The 18,293-nt window shown below is 63.4% G+C and carries 20 protein-coding genes; 13 read left to right on the top strand and 7 right to left on the bottom strand.

Translation table 11 applies throughout. The features are described from left to right. Positions 1-73 precede the first annotated feature (73 nt). The 7 genes from ACIP02_RS11750 to rsd all read left to right on the top strand — a co-directional run bounded on the left by ACIP02_RS11750 (position 74) and on the right by rsd (position 6,566). Positions 74-817, top strand: a complete 744-nt coding sequence (locus ACIP02_RS11750) for a LytR/AlgR family response regulator transcription factor (protein WP_400616509.1) — start codon at positions 74-76, stop codon at positions 815-817. 231 nt (positions 818-1,048) lie between these two features. Further along, positions 1,049-1,990 (top strand): hydroxymethylbilane synthase, encoded by a 942-nt coding sequence (hemC, locus tag ACIP02_RS11755; RefSeq protein ID WP_400616511.1) that lies wholly within the window; start codon positions 1,049-1,051, stop codon positions 1,988-1,990. Then, positions 1,987-2,754, top strand: coding sequence for a uroporphyrinogen-III synthase (locus tag ACIP02_RS11760; protein ID WP_400616513.1), 768 nt, complete (start codon positions 1,987-1,989; stop codon positions 2,752-2,754). Before hemC ends, ACIP02_RS11760 begins: the two co-directional genes overlap by 4 nt. A gap of 45 nt (positions 2,755-2,799) precedes the next feature. Then, a complete protein-coding gene (locus ACIP02_RS11765; protein WP_400616515.1) occupies positions 2,800-3,900 on the top strand; it encodes a uroporphyrinogen-III C-methyltransferase in 1,101 nt (366 codons plus the stop codon). Beyond that, a complete protein-coding gene (locus ACIP02_RS11770) occupies positions 3,897-5,135 on the top strand; it encodes a heme biosynthesis protein HemY (RefSeq protein ID WP_400616517.1) in 1,239 nt (412 codons plus the stop codon). Before ACIP02_RS11765 ends, ACIP02_RS11770 begins: the two co-directional genes overlap by 4 nt. A gap of 222 nt (positions 5,136-5,357) precedes the next feature. Beyond that, positions 5,358-5,864 (top strand): disulfide bond formation protein B, encoded by a 507-nt coding sequence (locus tag ACIP02_RS11775; RefSeq protein ID WP_400616519.1) that lies wholly within the window; start codon positions 5,358-5,360, stop codon positions 5,862-5,864. 231 nt (positions 5,865-6,095) lie between these two features. Continuing rightward, on the top strand, positions 6,096-6,566 hold the full coding sequence (rsd, locus tag ACIP02_RS11780) for a sigma D regulator (RefSeq protein ID WP_400616521.1): 471 nt from the start codon (positions 6,096-6,098) through the stop codon (positions 6,564-6,566). A gap of 9 nt (positions 6,567-6,575) precedes the next feature. Here rsd and ACIP02_RS11785 read toward each other — a convergent pair whose 3' ends face one another. After that, a complete protein-coding gene (locus ACIP02_RS11785) occupies positions 6,576-7,214 on the bottom strand; it encodes an FKBP-type peptidyl-prolyl cis-trans isomerase (RefSeq protein ID WP_400616524.1) in 639 nt (212 codons plus the stop codon). A gap of 381 nt (positions 7,215-7,595) precedes the next feature. On the opposite strand from ACIP02_RS11785, the gene ACIP02_RS11790 reads away from it, so the two are divergent. Next, complete coding sequence (locus ACIP02_RS11790) at positions 7,596-8,660, top strand: AlgP family protein (RefSeq protein WP_400616526.1); 1,065 nt, start codon at positions 7,596-7,598, stop codon at positions 8,658-8,660. Here the strand turns inward: ACIP02_RS11790 and ACIP02_RS11795 are convergent. After that, entirely contained in the window at positions 8,636-9,118 is a 483-nt protein-coding gene (locus ACIP02_RS11795) for a TIGR02444 family protein (protein ID WP_400616529.1), read from the bottom strand. The genes ACIP02_RS11790 and ACIP02_RS11795 overlap by 25 nt on opposite strands. Positions 9,119-9,168: 50 nt before the next feature. On the opposite strand from ACIP02_RS11795, the gene ACIP02_RS11800 reads away from it, so the two are divergent. The 5 genes from ACIP02_RS11800 to ACIP02_RS11820 all read left to right on the top strand — a co-directional run bounded on the left by ACIP02_RS11800 (position 9,169) and on the right by ACIP02_RS11820 (position 13,778). Continuing rightward, on the top strand, positions 9,169-11,079 hold the full coding sequence (locus tag ACIP02_RS11800; protein ID WP_400616531.1) for an ATP-binding cassette domain-containing protein: 1,911 nt from the start codon (positions 9,169-9,171) through the stop codon (positions 11,077-11,079). 503 nt (positions 11,080-11,582) lie between these two features. Further along, complete coding sequence (locus tag ACIP02_RS11805) at positions 11,583-12,215, top strand: LysE family transporter (protein ID WP_400616533.1); 633 nt, start codon at positions 11,583-11,585, stop codon at positions 12,213-12,215. 92 nt (positions 12,216-12,307) lie between these two features. Beyond that, complete coding sequence (locus tag ACIP02_RS11810; RefSeq protein ID WP_400616535.1) at positions 12,308-12,766, top strand: aminoacyl-tRNA deacylase; 459 nt, start codon at positions 12,308-12,310, stop codon at positions 12,764-12,766. A 61-nt stretch (positions 12,767-12,827) separates the two neighbouring features. Further along, positions 12,828-13,070: a DUF2789 domain-containing protein gene (locus ACIP02_RS11815; RefSeq protein WP_400616538.1), complete on the top strand. Its 243-nt coding sequence runs from the start codon at positions 12,828-12,830 to the stop codon at positions 13,068-13,070. Positions 13,071-13,139: 69 nt separating this feature from the next. After that, complete coding sequence (locus ACIP02_RS11820; RefSeq protein WP_400616541.1) at positions 13,140-13,778, top strand: NADH:ubiquinone oxidoreductase subunit N; 639 nt, start codon at positions 13,140-13,142, stop codon at positions 13,776-13,778. 6 nt (positions 13,779-13,784) lie between these two features. Here the strand turns inward: ACIP02_RS11820 and ACIP02_RS11825 are convergent, their stop codons facing one another. The 5 genes from ACIP02_RS11825 to ACIP02_RS11845 all read right to left on the bottom strand — a co-directional run bounded on the left by ACIP02_RS11825 (position 13,785) and on the right by ACIP02_RS11845 (position 18,293). Beyond that, the gene (locus tag ACIP02_RS11825; protein ID WP_063914407.1) at positions 13,785-14,222 is read right to left on the bottom strand and encodes a CBS domain-containing protein; all 438 of its coding nucleotides are present in this window, start codon (positions 14,220-14,222) and stop codon (positions 13,785-13,787) included. 248 nt (positions 14,223-14,470) lie between these two features. After that, a complete protein-coding gene (locus ACIP02_RS11830) occupies positions 14,471-15,742 on the bottom strand; it encodes a hypothetical protein (RefSeq protein ID WP_400616545.1) in 1,272 nt (423 codons plus the stop codon). A gap of 8 nt (positions 15,743-15,750) precedes the next feature. Beyond that, positions 15,751-16,995 carry a hypothetical protein gene (locus tag ACIP02_RS11835; protein WP_400616547.1) on the bottom strand — a complete coding sequence of 415 codons (1,245 nt, stop codon included), beginning with the start codon at positions 16,993-16,995 and terminating at the stop codon, positions 15,751-15,753. Between the two features lie 46 nt (positions 16,996-17,041). Continuing rightward, on the bottom strand, positions 17,042-17,545 hold the full coding sequence (locus ACIP02_RS11840) for a hypothetical protein (RefSeq protein WP_400616549.1): 504 nt from the start codon (positions 17,543-17,545) through the stop codon (positions 17,042-17,044). Positions 17,546-17,558: 13 nt separating this feature from the next. Continuing rightward, positions 17,559-18,293 carry a hypothetical protein gene (locus ACIP02_RS11845; RefSeq protein ID WP_400616552.1) on the bottom strand — a complete coding sequence of 245 codons (735 nt, stop codon included), beginning with the start codon at positions 18,291-18,293 and terminating at the stop codon, positions 17,559-17,561.

An 18,293-nucleotide genomic window follows, 5' to 3' on the forward strand; every position in this document is an offset into this window, starting at 1 on the left:
ACCGCAGTGTCGCTCGAACCACACCTGTCTACGCTATACCTGTGCGAGACTCATTCAGGAATCCAGCGCAATTATGAATGTCCTGATCGTTGATGACGAACCCCAAGGCCGCGAACGCCTCAGCCGGCTGCTCGGCGAACTGGAGGGTTACACCGTACTGGAGCCCAGCGCCACCAACGGCGAAGAGGCCCTGACGCTGATCGAAAGCCTCAAGCCCGATGTGGTCCTGCTGGACATCGGCATGCCAGGCCTGGATGGCCTGCAGGTTGCTGCTCGCCTGTGCGAGCGTGAGGCGCCGCCGGCGGTGGTGTTTTGCACCGGGGATGATGAATACGGTGCCGAGGCATTCAAGGACAGTACCCTCAGCCATGTGACCAAACCGTTCCAGGCCCAAGCGCTGCGCGATGCCTTGCGCAAGGCCGAGAAACCCAACCGCGCCCAGTTGGCGGCGCTGACCCGGCCGGCCAATGAAGGTGGCGGCCCACGCAGCCACATCAGCGCCCGTACGCGCAAAGGCATCGAATTGATCCCTTTGCCCCAGGTGATCTATTTCATTGCCGACCACAAATATGTGACCTTGCGCCACGAAACAGGCGAAGTGCTGCTCGACGAGCCGCTCAAGGCCTTGGAAGACGAATTCGGCGAACGCTTTGTGCGTATCCACCGCAATGCGCTAGTCGCCCGTGAACGTATCGAACGCCTGCAGCGCACCCCGCTGGGGCACTTTCAGCTGTACCTGAAAGGCCTGGACGGCGATGCCCTGACCGTCAGCCGGCGCCATGTGGCCGGCGTGCGCAAGATGATGCAGACCCTCTGAGGCTTCCGGGGCTGCGCGGTCCTGTGTAGGAGCGGCCTTGCGTCGCGAAAGGGGTGCGAAGCGCCCCCAGAATCTCAACTTCGCCGCAAGAACTGCCGGGGCTGCTGCGCAGCCCATCGCGACACAAGGCCGCTCCTACACCGGGCTACGCAGGACCTGTTGATCCACATCTGCAAGCGATCCCGGCGATGCTGTTATCATCGGCGGCATTTCTCTGGATCGGGGCGTTTCATGTCCACTCGCGAAATCCGCATTGCCACCCGTAAAAGTGCCTTGGCCCTGTGGCAGGCCGAATACGTCAAAGCCCGCCTCGAGCAGGCCCACCCCGGTCTGTTGGTGACCCTGGTGCCCATGGTCAGCCGCGGCGACAAACTACTCGACGCGCCGCTGGCAAAAATCGGCGGCAAGGGCCTGTTCGTCAAGGAACTGGAAACCGCCTTGCTGGCCAACGAAGCCGACATCGCCGTGCATTCGATGAAGGACGTGCCCATGGACTTCCCTGAAGGCCTGGGCCTGTACTGCATCTGCGAGCGCGAAGACCCGCGCGATGCTTTCGTCTCCAATACCTTCGCCAGCCTCGAAGCGCTGCCTGCCGGCAGCATTGTCGGCACCTCCAGCCTGCGCCGCCAGGCCCAGCTGCTGGCGCGCCGCCCAGACCTGCAAATCCGCTTTCTGCGCGGCAACGTCAACACCCGCCTGGCCAAGCTCGATGCTGGCGAATACGACGCCATCATCCTCGCCGCTGCTGGCCTGATTCGGCTGGGCTTCGAAGACCGCATCAGCGCCTCCATCAGCGTCGATGACAGCCTGCCGGCGGGTGGGCAGGGCGCGGTGGGTATCGAGTGTCGCAGCGCCGATCACCAGATCCATGCCCTGCTGGCGCCGCTGCACCACATCGACACCGCCGACCGGGTGGTGGCCGAACGCGCCCTGAACAAACGCCTGAATGGCGGCTGCCAGGTGCCTATCGCTTGCTACGCGGTGCTCGAAGGCGACCAACTGTGGTTGCGCGGCCTGGTCGGCCAACCGAGCGGCGGCACCCTGCTGGTGGCCGATGCCCGCGCACCCCGCGCGGCTGCAGAGGCGCTGGGCGTGCAGGTGGCAGAAGACTTGCTGGGCCAAGGCGCAGAAGCCATCCTCAAGGAAGTCTACGGCGAGGCCGGCCAGCCGTGAGCCAATGGCGCCTGTTGCTGACCCGGCCTGCCGAGGACTGCGCGGCGCTGGCGCAAAGCCTGGCGGCAGCGGGGGTGGCCAGTAGCTGCTTGCCGCTGCTGGAAATTGCACCCGTTGGTCTCGAAGCGCAGCAGCAAGCGTTGCTGCAAGGGCTCAACAGCTTTCAGGCGATCATCGTGGTCAGCAAACCGGCCGCCCGCTTGTTGCTGGAACAACTGGCCCAAGCCCGCCTGCAGCCGCCTCGGCAAGGCTGGTTCACCGTAGGTGAGGCCACTGCTGCCGTGCTGCAGGACGCGGGCCTCGAAGTGAGCAGCCCGCCGCGTGGTGATGACAGCGAAGCCTTGCTGGCGCTTCCGGCCCTGGAACAGGCCGTTGCCGTGTCGGCACCGCGTGTATTGATCGTGCGCGGCGTTGGAGGTCGCGAACTGCTGGCAGAGCGTCTTGCAGAGCAAGGTGCTAGTGTCGAATATCTGGAACTGTATCGCCGCTGCCTGCCGGTTTACCCGGCGGGCACGCTGATGCGCTGCATCGAAGCGGAACGCCTCAATGGCCTGGTGGTCAGCAGTGGGCAGGGTCTGGAACATTTGCAGCAGCTGGCCGGCGCCGATTGGCCGCAGTTGGCCCGGCTGCCGCTGTTCGTACCCAGCCCGCGGGTCGCCGGCCAGGCCAGGGCCGCCGGGGCCCAACAGGTTGTGGATTGCCGTGGCGCCAGTGCCACGGCCTTGCTGGCAGCTGTGCAGCGTAGCGCTGCACCTGCCTCTTAAGGCGCTAAGCTGAACGCGATGCGCCCCCATGCAAAGGATGGATACGTGAGCGAGACTGTCTTGTCCAATAACGATCAGCCGTCGGCACAGGCGCCGGCGGACCCCGTTACCACCCCACCTGCCAAGCGCTCCGGCAGTGGCCTGGCAGCGCTGGCCTTGCTGCTCGGTGCAGCCGGGGTGGCGGTAGGGGGCTGGGGTGTCTGGCAGGTGCGTCAACTGCAAGGCAGCGAGTTCAACCAGGGCCAGCACATCGAGGCGCTTAACCAGCGTGCCGAGGCCCTGCAGCAGCGTGAACAGCAGATCAGCGCGCAACTGGCCAGCCTGCCGGCGGCCAGCGAGCTGGAAGACCGCCGCCGGCTGGTGGCGCAATTGCAGGGCGACCAGCAGCGTCTTAGCCAGCGGCTGGAAACGGTACTGGGTGAAAGCCGCAAGGAGTGGCGCCTGGCCGAAGCCGAGCACCTGCTGCGCCTGGCCACCCTGCGGCTGTCGGCCCTGCAGGACATTACCAGTGCCAAGGCGCTGGTCGAAGGCGCCGACGAGATCCTGCGTGAACAGAGCGACCCGGGTGCCTTCGCCGCCCGCGAACAGCTGGCGCGCAGCCTGGCCACGCTCAACAGCACCCAGCAACCCGACCGTACCGGCCTGTTCCTGAAACTGGCTGCGCAGCGCGAGCTGGTACAACAGCTGAGCGCTCAATCGCCTGAGTTCGACAGCAATGCCGATGCGCTCGGCGCGCTGACGGCTGACGGTGATGGAGCCAGCCGCCTGTCGCAGTGGTGGGCAGAGATTTCCAAGTACTTCCAGATCGACTTCAACGCCGATGACAACGTGCGGCCGCTGCTGGCCGGGCAGCAACTGAACCAGCTGCGCCTGGCGCTGAGCCTGACTATCGAGCAGGCTCAGTGGGCGGCGCTCAATGGTGATGCCAAGGTCTACACCCAGGCGCTGGACGATGCCCGCAGCGTGCTGCTGGCCAACTTCAACGCCGACAACCCGCAAAGCAAGGCCATGCTCGACAGCCTCAATGCGCTGGCCGAGCAGCCGGTATCGGTGGTAACCCCCGACCTCAGCGAAAGCCTGGCGACCGTGCAGGCCTACATCCAGCGCCGTCACCTGCCGGCCGAGGCTGAAGGGGGCAAGCCATGAAGCGTGTCTACCTGCTGGCCGTGCTGGCCATTGTGGTTGCCGCGGCGCTGGGAATCGCAGTCGCCAAGCACAGCGGCTACGTGCTGATCTCCTATGGTGGCTTCCGCTATCAGTCAGGGCTGTGGGCAGCCCTTGCCGGGCTGCTGGTGGTCGTCCTGCTGCTGTGGTTGCTGCGTTATCTGGTTGGCCTGGTGCTGACCTCCAGTGGCGTGGTCAACCCGTGGTCGCGGCGCAACCGCAGCCGGCGCATCCGCCTGGCCATCGAACAAGGCCAGCTTGATCTCGCCGAGGGCCGCTGGGCCAGTGCACAGCGCCACCTGCATCGCGCCGCCGAGGCCGAGCGCCAGCCGCTGTTGTACTACCTCGGTGCTGCGCGAGCTGCCAACGAGCAGGGCCGTACCGAAGACAGTGACAATTTGCTGGAGCGCGCCCTGGAGCGGCAGCCGCAGGCAGAACTGGCCATTGCGCTGACCCATGCCCAGCTGCAGATGGACCGTGGCGAAAGCGACGGTGCTCTGGAAACCCTGCTGGCCATGCAGGAGCGCCACCCGCACAACAGCCAGGTGCTGCGCCTGCTGCAGCGCCTGTACCTGGAGCGCGGTGATTGGTCAGCCCTGATCCGCCTGCTGCCTGACCTGCGCAAGGGCAAGGTACTACCGGCCGCCGAACTGGCTGCCCTGGAGCAGCGTGCCTGGGGCCAGAACCTGAGCCTGGCCACCACCCGTGGCGAAGATGCGCAAAGTGCCCGGCAGGCACTCGAGCGCGCCTGGCAACAGCTGACTGCTGCCCAGCGCCAAGAGCCGCAACTGGTGCTGGCCTACGCCGAGCAGCTGCGTCAGGTGGGCGCCCAGAGCGAGGCCGAGCAGGTCCTGCGCACGGCGCTTAAACGTGACTACGAAAGCCACCTGGCCCGCCTGTACGGCCTGGTGCGCGGTGATGACCCGGCACGCCAGCTGCAAACCGCCGAAGGCTGGCTCAAGGCTCACCCGCAAGACGCCAGCCTGCTGTTGACCCTGGGCCGCCTGAGCCTGCAGAACCGCCTGTGGGGCAAGGCGCGTGACTACCTGGAAAGCAGCCTGCGCATGGAGCGCAACCCCGAGGCCTGTGCCGAACTGGCCCGCCTGCTCGCCGGCCTGGGCGAGACCGAGCGCAGCAACCAACTGTTCCAGGAAGGCCTTGGCCTGCTGGACGAACGCCTGCTGGCCCTGCCCCTGCCAGAAGGCGAGCGCGCCTGACCTCCCCCACAGCCCGCGCCAAGGTGCGGGCTGTGGGGGTTGGTAATTTATCTAGCGTTGCACGTTAGCTCTGCATGCCATTTCTTCAGTCACCTCCTACCGAGGCAGTGGAAATTTCCTACACGTTTCAGCGACTTGTCGTCGCTGTCGTGCCTTGAAACAAAGCGCGTCTTTCCTCTACCGTTTCAAGCCACTACCTCTTCCCCGGGACCTCCACCGCCCATGCTGCCGGCCCGTTTACGCACCTTTTTCCTTCCTGCTTGCCTGGCCGCGCTGGCAGTACTGGCTGCGTCCTTCCATCTTGAAAACATCGTCAGGCTGGTGCCATGCCCTTTGTGTTTCAGCCAGCGTTTGCTGCTGGCCTTGTACGCGCTGCTGAGCCTGGCCGCCGTGCTGCAGGCGCCGGGTGCACGGGGTATTCGGCGTTACGCATGGGCGACGTTGGCTTGTGCGCTGGGTGGGGCGTTGCTGGCGGCACGGCATGTCTGGCTGCAAGGCGCGGGCAGGGTTGTTCAGGTATGCCCGGTGCCGATCGGGCGGGTGTTCGAGCAGGCCTGGGGCGAAGCAGCCCGGCAACTGCTGCTCGGTGGCCCGGATTGCAGTTCGCTGACCTGGAGCTTTCTCGACCTGACTTTGCCCGAGTGGAGCCTGCTGGCATTCCTGCTGCTTGCGGCGCTGCCCTTGAGTTGCCTGCTGGCGTATCGTTTCCGCAGCCTGGCAAGAACATGACCTGGCGCAAGGTTGCACCATCAGCGCGACCAATGGCGGTGTAACAGGGTATTAAACACTTGTATGAACTTTGTACGCTGCGTACCTTGAAGGGCAGCACGCGCGGGAATAATCTCGCAGCACGTATACCGAAAACACAACTGCTCGATGCCGTCCTGCTGATGTCACCTTTGTGCTGCGCGGTCGTGGTGCGAGGTGCAGCGGCATCTACCCAGAAGGGAAGAGATCGCCATGCTCGATAGTTGTCAGAATGCCCAGGAACGCTGGGGTGGGGTTCACAAGCTGATCGACCGTTGGCTGAACGAGCGCCAGGAGCTGGCGCAGGCTTTTCGCGCCCTGCGCGATGTGAAGCCGGCCTTCGCCGACAAGGATACGCACGGAGATTTCTGTGCTCTCCTTGTCGACTACGTTTCCGCGTGGCACTTCGAGGTCAGCGAACAATTGGTCAGTGAAGCCAAGGCATTTGGTGACACGCGCGGTCTGGAGCTGGCCACTCAAATCAATCCTCGTATTGATGACAGTACCCAGATTGCTCTGGCCTTCAACGACCATTGTGCGAAGGGTGAGTGCTCGGACCCGGCTCGTTTTGCCGAAAAGCTGACTAAGCTGGGTGCTCTGCTGCACGAGCGCTTCGAACTGGAAGACTGCCTGATCGAAGTGCTGCATAACGCGCACAAGGAAGAGGGCGCGGTCCAGGCCTGAGGGTTGGCGTCAGTCGCCAACCGCCAGCAGTTCGATCTCGAACACCAAGGGTGTATAGGGTGCAATCAGGTCACCCGCGCCCTCGGCGCCATAGGCTTGTGCCGACGGAATCACCAGGCGCCATTTGGCGCCAGCGTGCATCTGCGGCAAGGCCACCTGCCAACCTTCGATCACCGAGTCCAGGCTGAACCACTGAGGTGTCTGGTTCTGGTCGAATACCGAGCCATCCGGCAACTTGCCCACATAGCGCACCTGCACCTTGCCGCCGGCTTTCGGCTGCGCGCCAGTGCCTGGCTGAAGTTCACTGTAGAGCACACCTTGCGCTAGTTCGCGCGTACCGTAACGGCCGCGTTCATTGGCCATGAAGCGTTTCTCGGCCGCCTGCTGTTTCTGCGTTTCGGCGTCGCCCTGCTGCGTCTCATGCTGTTGCAGCACCGCCTGCATACGCGCCTTGTCGAGCTTAAGCGGCTGCCCTTGGTAGGACTGGCGCAAGCCTTCGACCAGCGCGTCCAGTTGCAGGCCTGGCATGTCGTGGCGCAGCCGCTCACCCAGGCTGGCGCCGAGGCTGTAAGCGAGGTCGTGTTGGTCGTTCTCGGCCAGGGCGATGGGGGCCAGCAGGCATAAACTTAAAACAAGAAATCGAGGCATGGTCAGTTCCTGCGCCAATGAGCGGGGAAGTATGCGGAGTTCGCAAGCGATCCGCATACCCTGTGGGAGCGGCTTTAGCCGCGAAGAATCCAACGCGGTGTATGGCACCGGCTGCGCCGGTGTTCGCGGCTAAAGCCGCTCCCACAAAGACAACGCCAGCTTTCGGCATTTCAAGGAAGGCAGCCTCGTGGTGCGGCGGCGTACAGATAACTGCCTAATACCAGCAATGATTTATTCAGCAACTACACTTGCACCGAGCTGCAAGATTACAACTTTGCCCAGGCATGCAACGCGGCGTAAATATTACTGTCAACATGCCCTAGCGGCGGTAGCAGCAGAAGCATAGTATGAGCCGCAATCTCGTCAGCCAGGAGGTAAACCATGTCGGCCAAAAAGAAGCCAGTAAGTACGCCGTTACACCTGCTCCAGCAACTTTCGGGCAGCCTGCTCGAACACTTGGAAGAAGCCTGCTCGCAAGCGCTGGCTGATGCGGAAAAACTGTTGGCCAAGTTGGAAAAGCAGCGCGGCAAGGCGCAGGAAAAACTGCACAACGGGCGCCTGAAACTGCAAGACGCTGCCAAGGCCGGTAAAGCCAAGGCGCAAACCAAGGCGCAAAAAGCCATTGGCGAGCTTGAAGAACTGCTCGACTCCCTCAAGGAACGTCAAACCCAGACGCGCGCTTACATTCAGCAACTCAAGCGGGATGCCCAGGACAGCCTCAAGTTGGCCCAGGGTGTAGGCAAAGTTCGCGAAGCTGCCGCCAAGGCGCTTGACCTGCGTGCAGCCAAAACGGCCAAGCCCTCTGTTGCGAAACCTGCAGCCAAGCCAGCTGCCAGGACCTCTGCCGCAGCCAAGCCTGCGGCGAAACCAGCCGCCAAAGCCGCTGCTGCCAAACCTGCGGCGAAGCCAGCTGCTAAAGCCACTGCTGCTGCCAAGCCAGCGGCGAAACCGGCTGCCAGAGCCACCGCTGCAGTCAAGCCAGCGGCGAAACCGGCTGCCAGAACCGCTGCTGCAGCCAAGCCAGCGGCGAAGCCAGCAGCCAAAGCTACCGCTGCAGCCAAACCTGCGGCGAAGCCAGCAGCCAAAGCGACTGCTGCAGCCAAGCCAGCGGTGAAGCCAGCAGCCAAAACGACTGCTGCGGCCAAGCCTGCGGCGAAGCCAGCAGCCAAAGCGACTGCTGCGGCCAAGCCTGCGGCGAAGCCAGCAGCCAAAGCCACTGCTGCAGCCAAACCAGCTGCCGCCAAGGCCCCAGCACGCACAGCAACCAAGCCTGCCGCCAAACCAGCCGCCGCCAAGCCCGTCGCCAGCAAGCCAGCCGAAACCAAGCCGGCTACGCCTGCCGCCAGCACTCCGGCTGCCGCAACCAATTCGGCTTCTCAGGCCACTGCGGTAGCTCCGTCGGCAGCCGCCAGCACCCCGGCTCAGGCGCCGTCCTCGGCGTCCTGAGGCGCAGCCGCCGCGACGCGCAACGTCACCAGCGCGTCGTGATGCCGAGCCTGGTCCGGCGCCAGCCGGGCCAGCCAGTCGTCCGTGGGCTCACGGGAGTCCGCGGGCCACTGCAGCGCCTGCGCCTGCAAGCGTGCCAGTAAGGTCTTTTCTGCCTGCAACTCCAACCCCTTCACCTGTTCACGCAACAGCGCCAGCTGCGCATCACCCTGCGCTGCCGTTCGCCATTGCTGTCGCAGGCTGCGTAGCGGGGCGACCACGTCACGTTGCCAAGGCTCGGCGACTTCTTTCAGTGCTTGCGCACGCTCGTCCAGCATGGCAATGCCACGTGCCTGCAGCCAGGTTGCGCACAGCAGCAGGCAGACATCGCCACCCAGCGCCTGCAGGTCGAGGCAGGCGGCCTCCACGCCGGGCCTGGCGTACAGGGCCAGGGCGTGATTCCACAGGTCGGTGTGCATGGTTCCACTCGCGCTATGGGCCGAGGAAGCTGGTAGACTCCGCGACCATCATGATCAGACTATCCAACCTCACTTTACAGCGTGGTCCGCAGCGCTTGCTAGAAGGCGCCGAAATGACCCTGCACGCCGGTCACAAGGCCGGCCTGATCGGCGCCAACGGCGCCGGAAAATCCAGCCTGTTCGCCTTGCTGCGCGGTGAGCTGTCGCCCGATGCCGGCGATTGCCAGCTGCCCGGTGACTGGCGTATCGCTCACATGCGCCAAGAGGTCGACACCCTCGACCGCCTGGCCGTGGACTATGTGCTCGACGGCGACGTGCGCCTGCGCAAGGTCCAGGCCGAACTGGCTGCCGCCGAGCACGCCCACGACGGCACCGCCCTGGCGCGCCTGCACAGTGAGCTGGAAAGCGCCGACGGCTATACCGCCGACGCCCGTGCGCGCAAGTTGCTGGCCGGTCTGGGCTTTACCAACGAGCAGATGGACCGCCGTGTCGGCGACTTCTCCGGCGGCTGGCGGATGCGCCTGAACCTGGCCCAGGCCCTGATGTGCCCGTCCGACCTGCTGCTGCTCGACGAGCCCACCAACCACCTGGACCTCGACGCCATCCTGTGGCTGGAAGACTGGCTCAAGGGCTACCCGGGCACACTGTTGCTGATTTCCCACGACCGTGACTTCCTCGATGCCGTGGTCGACCACGTGCTGCATGTCGAACAGCGCAAGCTGAACCTGTACAAAGGCGGCTATACCGCCTTCGAGCGCACCCGTGCCGAGCGCCTGGCGCAGCAGCAACAGGCCTACGAGAAGCAACAGGCGCAGCGCGCGCACATGGAAAAGTACATCGCCCGCTTCAAGGCCCAGGCCACCAAGGCCCGCCAGGCACAAAGCCGGATCAAGGCCCTGGAGCGCATGGAAGAACTGTCGGCGGCGCATGTCGATTCGCCGTTCGACTTCGTCTTCCGCGAATCGCAGAAAATCTCCAGCCCGTTGCTGAGCATGTCCGAAGGCCGCTTGGGTTATGGCGACAAAGCCATCCTCGACAAGGTCAAGCTGCAGCTCACCCCGGGCGCGCGCATTGGCCTTCTCGGCCCTAACGGTGCCGGCAAGTCGACCCTGATCAAAAACCTCGCCGGTGAGCTTGAGCCGCTGTCGGGCCGCCTGGTCCGTGGTGAAAACCTGGCCGTTGGCTACTTTGCCCAGCACCAGCTGGACTCGCTGGACGACAAGGCCAGCCCGCTGCTGCACCTGCAGCGCATCGCCCCCACCGAGCGTGAGCAGACCCTGCGCGACTTCCTTGGCGGCTTCGACTTCCATGGCGCTCGCTGCGAAGAGCCGGTGGTGAACTTCTCCGGTGGTGAAAAGGCCCGCCTGGCGCTGGCGCTGATTGCCTGGGAACGGCCGAACCTGCTGCTGCTCGACGAACCGACCAACCACCTCGACCTGGAAATGCGCCTGGCGCTGACCATGGCCTTGCAGGAGTTCGCCGGTGCCGTGGTGGTGGTCTCCCACGACCGTCACCTGCTCAAGAGCACCACCGACGACTTCCTGCTGGTAGCCGATGGCAAGGTCGAAACCTTCGACGGCGACCTCGACGACTACAGCCGCTGGCTGGTCGAGTTCCGCCAGCGCAGCGCACCGGCCAGTACTGCTCCGGTCAACCCGGACAAGACCGACAAGAAAGCCCAGCGCCAGGCTGCTGCCGCCTTGCGCCAGCAGTTGGCTCCGCACAAGAAGGCCGCCGACAAGCTGGAAAGCGAACTCAACCAGGTGCACGCGCAACTGGCCGAGATCGAGACCGCGCTGGGCGACGCTGGCCTGTACGATGCTGCGCGCAAGGACGAGCTGCGCGACCTGCTGGCCCGCCAGACCAAGCTCAAGCAACGCGAAGGCGAGCTGGAAGAGGCCTGGATGGAAGCGCTGGAAAGCCTCGAAAGCATGCAGGCTGAGCTCGAGGCGCTGTCTTGATCGGGTGAAGGCTGAAAGGTGTTCGCCTTGAGGCCTTCAGCGCCTGGGAGATCGAGCGCCGCCCGCGCGGCGCTTCGCGGCTAAAGCCGCTCCTACATTTGTTTCGGGCCAGTATCGCCTGTGCCAGGCGCGCGCGACCGCCTTGTTTGTACGACGCGATATCGAGCCATGCGCCAAGGCGTTCGCGCGCAAATCCCACAGGCATAATTGGCCCGAAACAAATGTAGGAGCGGCTTTAGCCGCGAAGCGCCGCGCGGGCGGCGCTCGATCTCATAGGCGCTGAATATGTTGCGGCGAACATTTGCGGCGCTCGATTTCACAGGCGCCGAAAATGTTGTGGTGAACACCTGAGGCGCTCGATCTCACAGGCGCTGAAAATGCCAAGGCGGACATCCCCCCAACACAACCAACTCAAAGCCCCAAATACCCCAAAAATCACTGGTTATTTTTTCACCAACCCCTTAGCTTAACGTTTTGCAACATATGTTCGAGCGAGGTGTGTGATGTCGATGGAAGTATGGTTGGGCTTCTTTGCCGCCTGTTGGGTGATCAGCCTGTCACCCGGTGCCGGGGCAATTGCCTCGATGTCCAGCGGCCTGCAATACGGCTTCTGGCGTGGTTACTGGAACGCCCTGGGCCTGCAGCTGGGCCTGATTCTGCAAATCGCCATTATCGCCGCCGGCGTCGGCGCCGTATTGGCCGCCTCGGCCACGGCCTTCCAGTTCATCAAATGGTTCGGCGTCGCCTACCTCGTCTACCTGGCCTACAAGCAGTGGCGCGCCCTGCCGATGGACATGACCGATGAATCGGGCGTGCGCCCGATCGGCAAACCGTTGAGCCTGGTGTTCCGCGGCTTCCTGGTCAACGTCAGCAACCCTAAGGCGTTGGTGTTCATGCTGGCGGTGCTGCCACAGTTCATCGACCCCCATGCACCGCTGCTGCCGCAATATGTGGCGATTACCCTGACCATGGTCAGTGTCGACCTGCTAGTGATGGCCGGGTACACCGGGCTGGCCGCGCGGGTGCTGCGCCTGCTGCGCACGCCCAAGCAGCAGAAGCGCTTGAACCGGACCTTTGCCGGGTTGTTCATTGGTGCGGCCACTTTCCTGGCCACCTTGCGCCGCGCACCCATCTGACGGGGCGCCTTCAGGCCAGCTTCAGTTAGGCCTCCGCTGTTTTGCCTCCGGGACTAAACTTGATGTCTGGGGGGCGAAACCGGAGGTGCATCATGCGTATGGCAAAGACCCTGCAGGCCCGCCTGGACAAGGCGAACTGCGACTACGACATCATTCCCCACCCACATTCGGCCACTAGCCTGGAGTCGGCCCGTACGGCCGGCGTGCCCGCCGAGCGGGTCGCCAAGTCGGTGATGCTCGATGACCGTCATGGCAACTACATCATGGCCGTGCTGCCGGCCAACCGGCACCTGGACATGAGCAAGGTGCGCATGTCCGGGGCTTGGCAACTGACCCGCGAAAGCGGCCTGCCGAGCCTGTTCAACGACTGCGAACGCGGTGCCGTGCCAGCCCTTGGCGATGCTTACCAGATAAAAATGCTGCTTGATTCGAGTCTTACGCGCCAGGGCGATGTCTATCTGGAGGCGGGTGATCACGATCACCTCATCCACATGAGCATGGAGCAATACTTGAAGCTGGTGCCACGCGCCGAAGTGCGTGAGCTCAGCTGATGCTCTCAACCCAAGCCGGGCTGACATCGTCGATGATCGGCCCGGCACCGAGGAGGAACCCATGGACAAGCCGATTCATCCTTTGTCGGAAATATTCAAACAGCTGGGGCTATCTGACGAGCCTGTCGAAATCGACCGGTTCATCACTACCCATTCGCCGCTCGACGACGATGTGAAGCTGGTTGACGCCCCTTTCTGGAATGACTCGCAGCGCGCCTTCCTGAAAGAGAAGTACATTGCCGATGACGACTGGATTCCGATGATCGACCAACTCAACGAGGCGCTTCATCCGCAGAAAAAATAAAGCGCCGAGCGGCACCTGACGAGTGAGTGGCCGTTGCTATGCTCAGGAAAACAATAAGGGGATAGCGCGATGAAAGATCCCTACGCACCAGGTTTCTGGTGTTCCGTGACGATCCTGGGCATCCTGACGGCCAGTTACTTCCACGGCATCAGGCAGGCGCAGCCGATGAACCAGGCAGTGCACTTTCTGTATGCCGCTGCAGCAGTCACTGTAGCGGTTGTACTGGTGGCGCTGACCTGGATTGCCTGGCAGCAACTGCACCTGAACAAGCGCGAAGTGATCCAGGGGCGAACGCTGCTGACCATCTGGAACACCAAAGTCGCGCTACGCCGTGTCGAAACTGTGTTCGACCGCTATTTTTGGGGCAGCTACTGGCATTCCGGGCGCACTTTCGAAGAGGTCATGGGCGAACTCAGGGGTACCCCGCTGGAGCAGAGCCTGGATGCACTGAAGCGCCAGTGCCGGCTGCTCGACCGCGAAATCCATGACCACCATCACCACTGGCTGGCCAACGCCCGCGACCTGTCCAGCGTGGCCCAGGCCATGGCCCGTGAGCGCTACCAGCTGGACCTGGGCGAACCCACCCACAGCGGCCACGGCAATACCGCAGTGCTCAACCGCGACCTGGAAGTGCTGGTGTACACCTGGTCGGCGCGTCTGCGCAGCTTCGACCATCAACTGGACGAACTGGAGCGCGCCTACCATTGAGCGGCTTCATTCGCCGCGGATGTACTGCTCCAGCTGGAGGATGAGGCTGGCCTGTTCGGCGATGGTTTCCTTGACCAAGTCACCAATCGACAGCAACCCGAGCAGTTCGCCATTGCTGACTACCGGCAGGTGGCGCAGGTGGCGGTTGGTCATCAGGTTCATGCAGTACTCGAGGTTCTGCTTGGGTTCGACGGTAACCACCGGCGCACTCATGATCTCGCGCACCGGGGTCGCGGCGGAAGAGCGGCCTTTGAGCACCAGTTTGCGCGCATAGTCGCGTTCACTGACGATACCCACCACTTGGTTGCCCTCGACCACCGGCAGCGCACCGACGTTTTTTTCCGCCAGCAGTTTCAGGGCGTCGAGCACCGAGTCATCCGGGCCGATGGTGTACACGGTCTGGTGCTGGGACTTGGTCTTGAGGATTTGTTCGACGGTCTTCATACGGGCCTCTGCGGGTGAAAAAAGCGCTGTCTCGGAGTAACTAAAGCATCCGGCACGGCGCTCTGCACGGCAATGCAGGAAACGGCATGGAGTCGATTGAAAAACGTCATCGGTGTTCGCCTGTGCGGGCCTCTTCGCGGCTAAAGCCGCTCCTACAGGAGCGCCACTGACCTCGATGCCTGTGGTGCATCTGTGGGAGCGGCTTTAGCCGCGAACACCGGCGCAGCCGGTGCCATCCATCGCTGCGTCTACAGGCAACCGCTCACGGCCACCTCCTGGCTCGCTTCCTTGAGTGCTGCGGCAACGGCTGCAGCATCATTGGCGGTATACACCCGCCCGCCAGTATTGCTGGCGGCGCAGTTGGAGCCGGTGCTGGCGCTGATATTGACCACATTGATCCGCAACCGTGGCTGGCTCTTTGCTATCTGTTCCGACACGCTGCAGACGCTGGTGCCGCAACTGTCCCGGCCATCCACGAACATCACGATCACCCCATCCCGATCACGCCCGTTCATCTTGCTGGCTGCCGCTTGCAGGCTAATGCCCAGGCCCGTCCCGCCCCGTGCATTCAGGCTGGCGACACGCTTGATCAGTTCGGCGCGTTGGCCTTGGCCGAAGACGCCGTGATCGACCGGGCTGCGGCAGCCATTGAAGGTGACCAGGCGCATCTCTACATCCTTGTCCAGGTCGCCGATTACCGAGGTCAGCGAGCTTTTTGCCACGTCCATGCGAGTGAGCCGTTGCGGTTGGTTGTTGGCCAGCAGTTCATCGACTAAGGGGATGCGTGCCAGCAGGCTTATGTACCACGGATCATCCTCCTTTTTTATCCTGATGCGCTGGTCCATGGAACCGGAGGTGTCCAGCACCACTGCAAACTCCGAGGCCTGGAAGGCACCTCCCGGCGTACAGATTGCGGTCTGCGTGTAGCCTTGCCAGCGCTGGTACAGAACGGGCCAGCTGCTGTACAGCCAGTAGAGCAGCAGCAATAACAGGCCAAACGACAGCCAGGGCCACAGGCGCAGGGGGCGGCGTTCGACGGTCACCATGGTTCGGGTTTTGACCGGTGCTGGTGCGGGCTTTGGTTTGTCCGGCGCTACTTTTGGCGGTGGCGGTGGCGGTGGCGCGACGGGTGTCGGTTGCCCCCAGCGAATCACCAGCGGTTCGCCGTTGACGCTGTACAGGTTGGCCAGGTCTGGTGGCCCGACCAGCGTGCGTAAGGCCGCGGCTGCAGGCCCCTGGCCGCGCCTTTGCAGCTCGTCCGCCAGCTGGCCGACGGCTGCCTGGCGCTCCTCGTAGCGCTTCAGTAGCGCAGCCTGCTGTTCGCGCCCGAGCGTGGCATACAGATTCGGTTGCCCTTCAAGCTCCGACCACCATTCCAGCACGCCATCGCGCCCCTGCCTGGGGATTGCATACAGATGGGCGATGCCCGGTGGAAAGTGCTGGCGAATCAGCGCCACCCTCTGCTCGAGGGCACTGGCAGCATCCTCGCTGGCATACGTGTCGCGGTTTACCCTTTGCATGGTTCGTCCTAGTCGCAATCGGCCGTGCTGGAGACTTCCTGGCTGGCATCCTTGATGGCCGCGGCTACCTGCTCGGCATCGTTGGCGGAATAGATGCGGCCACCGGTGTGCTCGGCGACGCAGCTGGCCAGGTTGCTGTTGCTGATGTTGATCAGGTTGACGCGCAGGCGGGGCTGTTCGCGGGCAATCCGTTGTGCCACGGCACATACGTCCTGCTCGCAGCCGTCCGCGCCGTCGATGAACATCAGGATCACACCGTCGCGGTCGCGGCCGTTCATGGTTTTGGCGGCTACGTCCAGGCTGGCTGCCAGGGGGGTGCCGTCGTCGGGAACCAGTGCCTGGATACCTTTGATCAGATCGGGGCGCTGGGCGAGCGTGAACACGCCATTATCGATCGGCGCGCGGCAGCCATCGAACGTCACCACGCGCATGTCCACCGCCGGGTGCAGGTCGCCGATCAGGTGGGTCAGGCTATTTTTGGCCACGTCCATGCGCACGGGGGCTTGGGTAAGCTGCGCAACACGCTGCTGATCGATGTTGGGATCATCATTGATGTGCTGGAAGTACCATTGCTCGTCTTCCTGGGTGGCCGCGACGTTGAGTTGCATCGAGCCCGAGGTGTCGAGCACCACGGAAAATTCCGGCGGCTGTATCCGCGTGTCTTTCACACAGGCGAACGGCTTGGTCTCGCGGCTGGCAAACCAGTGCTGCAAGTACGGCCAGCCGAACCACAAGGCCAGGGCCAGCAACAGCAGGCCAAGCAGTGGCAGCAGAAACCACGGCAGCCATATCCAGCGTCGGCGTAGCACTGGCGCACGGGGCGGCACAGGTGGCGGCAAGGGTGCCGGCGCGGGCTTGGCCGCTGCAGGCTCGGCCCAGCGCACCACCAGCGGTTGCCCGTTGACGCTGTACAGGTTGTTCAGGTCGGCAGGCCCGATCAGCTTGCGCAACAGCGCCGCCTCGTTGGCCTGGCCCAGGCTTTCCAGCTTGCCTACCAGTTGGCGCACAGCGTCCTGGCGCTCGTCGTACAGGCGCAGCAAGGCTGCCTGCTGCTCGGCACCCAGGTCGTGGTACCGGTGCGGTTGGCCTTGCAGGTCCGACCACCATTCGCGCAGGCCGTCCTTGCCAGTGCGCGGGGTGGCAAACAGATGAGCAATACTGGGGGGGAAGTGCCTGACGATGATCGCCATGGCGGCTTCGAGTGCCCGCAGGTCGTCCTTGGCGGGGCTGGTGTCGCGGGTAACCCGCTGCATGTGAATATCCTGAAAAGATTCGGCAGCCGAAGCTGCCGAAGAGGTTTTACTCGTAACCCAGGCTCAGCTGTAGGCGGCTGACCTGTTGTTGCAGGTCCTTGAGTTTCTGCTTGCGGGCTTCGATCTGGGCGCTGCTGGCATTGGCCGAAGGTGCCGCCTGGTTGGCCTTGAGCTGCTGCTCCAGGCCGGCGATCTGTTTTTGCACATCGCTCTTGTTGCCATGGCGGGCCTTGAGGGTGCTAAGCAGGCCGTTCAACGACTTCTCCAGGCTGGCCTGCTGGCGCTGCTGGCTTTGCAGGTCCTGGCGGGTCGAGGCCTGCAGCGCGCTCAACTGCGCGTAGACCTCGTTGAACTGGCGATTCTGCTCCTGGGCACTCTGCAGGTTCTGCTCGCTGTTGCGTACGCCTTCGGCATAGCCCCCGCCATAGTCACAGTTGAGTTTTCCAATCAGGCTGGCGGTGCTGTCGGAGGCATTGCACTGCGAGGCAGTGGTCGCACACCCGGCAAGGCTGGCCAGCAGGGCCAGGCACAGGCAATTACGCAGGAACATGGCGTGCTCTCCCTTAGCCCAAGGTGATAGCCGAACGCTGGTTGTAGAGGCCGTCGACCTCTTGCTGCAGCGATGCGACCTTGGTGTTCATCTTGGCGATCTCGGCTTCCACCTTTTGCACTTCGGCCTGGCTGGCACCGCCGTCACGCTCGAGCTTGGCCACTTGCTGGTATTCGTTGACCCGGGTTTTCATGTTGTTCAGGTCTTTGCGCATCAGGCCGATGTTCTGGTCAATGCTGGCAATGTCCTTCTGTGCCTTGGCCTTGTCGACGGTCTTGGCCTTGATGCTCTTCTGGATGCTGGCGATCTGTTGCTTGTCGTCATTGATGACGCGTTGCAGGGTATTGGTACGCTCCGCGACCTTGGCGGTTTCACCTTGTACTTCGGTGGTCATCGCATTCAGGCGCTCGGTGGTATCGGCATACTTGGCCCGGCGCTGGTCCAGGTAGTAGTTGGCACCCATGGCCACACCGCACGCGGCGACACCGGCAATGATCGAGCATGCCGCCTTGTTGCCGGAGTTGGACAACATGCAGGCGAGGATGCCGCCGCCAGCGGCGATGGCACAGGCCTGGAAGCCCGACGTGGTGAAGAACTTGGCATCGTTGCCGCTGGTCAGGCGCGGGTCGGGCGTGCCGCCGCTACCGGTCATCGAGCTGCCGGTGTTGGCGCACCCGGTAAAGGCCAGGCACGCGGCCATCAGCAAACTGAGCCAAGGGTTGATACGGCTGGATGTAGTGGTGTTCAT

The organism is Pseudomonas sp. NPDC089408, from assembly GCF_044749445.1.
GTDB lineage: Bacteria > Pseudomonadota > Gammaproteobacteria > Pseudomonadales > Pseudomonadaceae > Aquipseudomonas.

Coding starts and splice junctions, on each gene's coding strand:
- ACIP02_RS11750 (WP_400616509.1), top strand. CDS start 74: ATGAATGTCCTGATCGTTGATGACGAACCCCAAGGCCGCGAACGCCTC.
- hemC (WP_400616511.1), top strand. CDS start 1,049: ATGTCCACTCGCGAAATCCGCATTGCCACCCGTAAAAGTGCCTTGGCC.
- ACIP02_RS11770 (WP_400616517.1), top strand. CDS start 3,897: ATGAAGCGTGTCTACCTGCTGGCCGTGCTGGCCATTGTGGTTGCCGCG.
- ACIP02_RS11775 (WP_400616519.1), top strand. CDS start 5,358: ATGCTGCCGGCCCGTTTACGCACCTTTTTCCTTCCTGCTTGCCTGGCC.
- rsd (WP_400616521.1), top strand. CDS start 6,096: ATGCTCGATAGTTGTCAGAATGCCCAGGAACGCTGGGGTGGGGTTCAC.
- ACIP02_RS11785 (WP_400616524.1), bottom strand. CDS start 7,214: ATGCCTCGATTTCTTGTTTTAAGTTTATGCCTGCTGGCCCCCATCGCC.
- ACIP02_RS11790 (WP_400616526.1), top strand. CDS start 7,596: ATGTCGGCCAAAAAGAAGCCAGTAAGTACGCCGTTACACCTGCTCCAG.
- ACIP02_RS11795 (WP_400616529.1), bottom strand. CDS start 9,118: ATGCACACCGACCTGTGGAATCACGCCCTGGCCCTGTACGCCAGGCCC.
- ACIP02_RS11800 (WP_400616531.1), top strand. CDS start 9,169: ATGATCAGACTATCCAACCTCACTTTACAGCGTGGTCCGCAGCGCTTG.
- ACIP02_RS11805 (WP_400616533.1), top strand. CDS start 11,583: ATGTCGATGGAAGTATGGTTGGGCTTCTTTGCCGCCTGTTGGGTGATC.
- ACIP02_RS11810 (WP_400616535.1), top strand. CDS start 12,308: ATGCGTATGGCAAAGACCCTGCAGGCCCGCCTGGACAAGGCGAACTGC.
- ACIP02_RS11815 (WP_400616538.1), top strand. CDS start 12,828: ATGGACAAGCCGATTCATCCTTTGTCGGAAATATTCAAACAGCTGGGG.
- ACIP02_RS11820 (WP_400616541.1), top strand. CDS start 13,140: ATGAAAGATCCCTACGCACCAGGTTTCTGGTGTTCCGTGACGATCCTG.
- ACIP02_RS11825 (WP_063914407.1), bottom strand. CDS start 14,222: ATGAAGACCGTCGAACAAATCCTCAAGACCAAGTCCCAGCACCAGACC.
- ACIP02_RS11830 (WP_400616545.1), bottom strand. CDS start 15,742: ATGCAAAGGGTAAACCGCGACACGTATGCCAGCGAGGATGCTGCCAGT.
- ACIP02_RS11835 (WP_400616547.1), bottom strand. CDS start 16,995: ATGCAGCGGGTTACCCGCGACACCAGCCCCGCCAAGGACGACCTGCGG.
- ACIP02_RS11840 (WP_400616549.1), bottom strand. CDS start 17,545: ATGTTCCTGCGTAATTGCCTGTGCCTGGCCCTGCTGGCCAGCCTTGCC.
- ACIP02_RS11845 (WP_400616552.1), bottom strand. CDS start 18,293: ATGAACACCACTACATCCAGCCGTATCAACCCTTGGCTCAGTTTGCTG.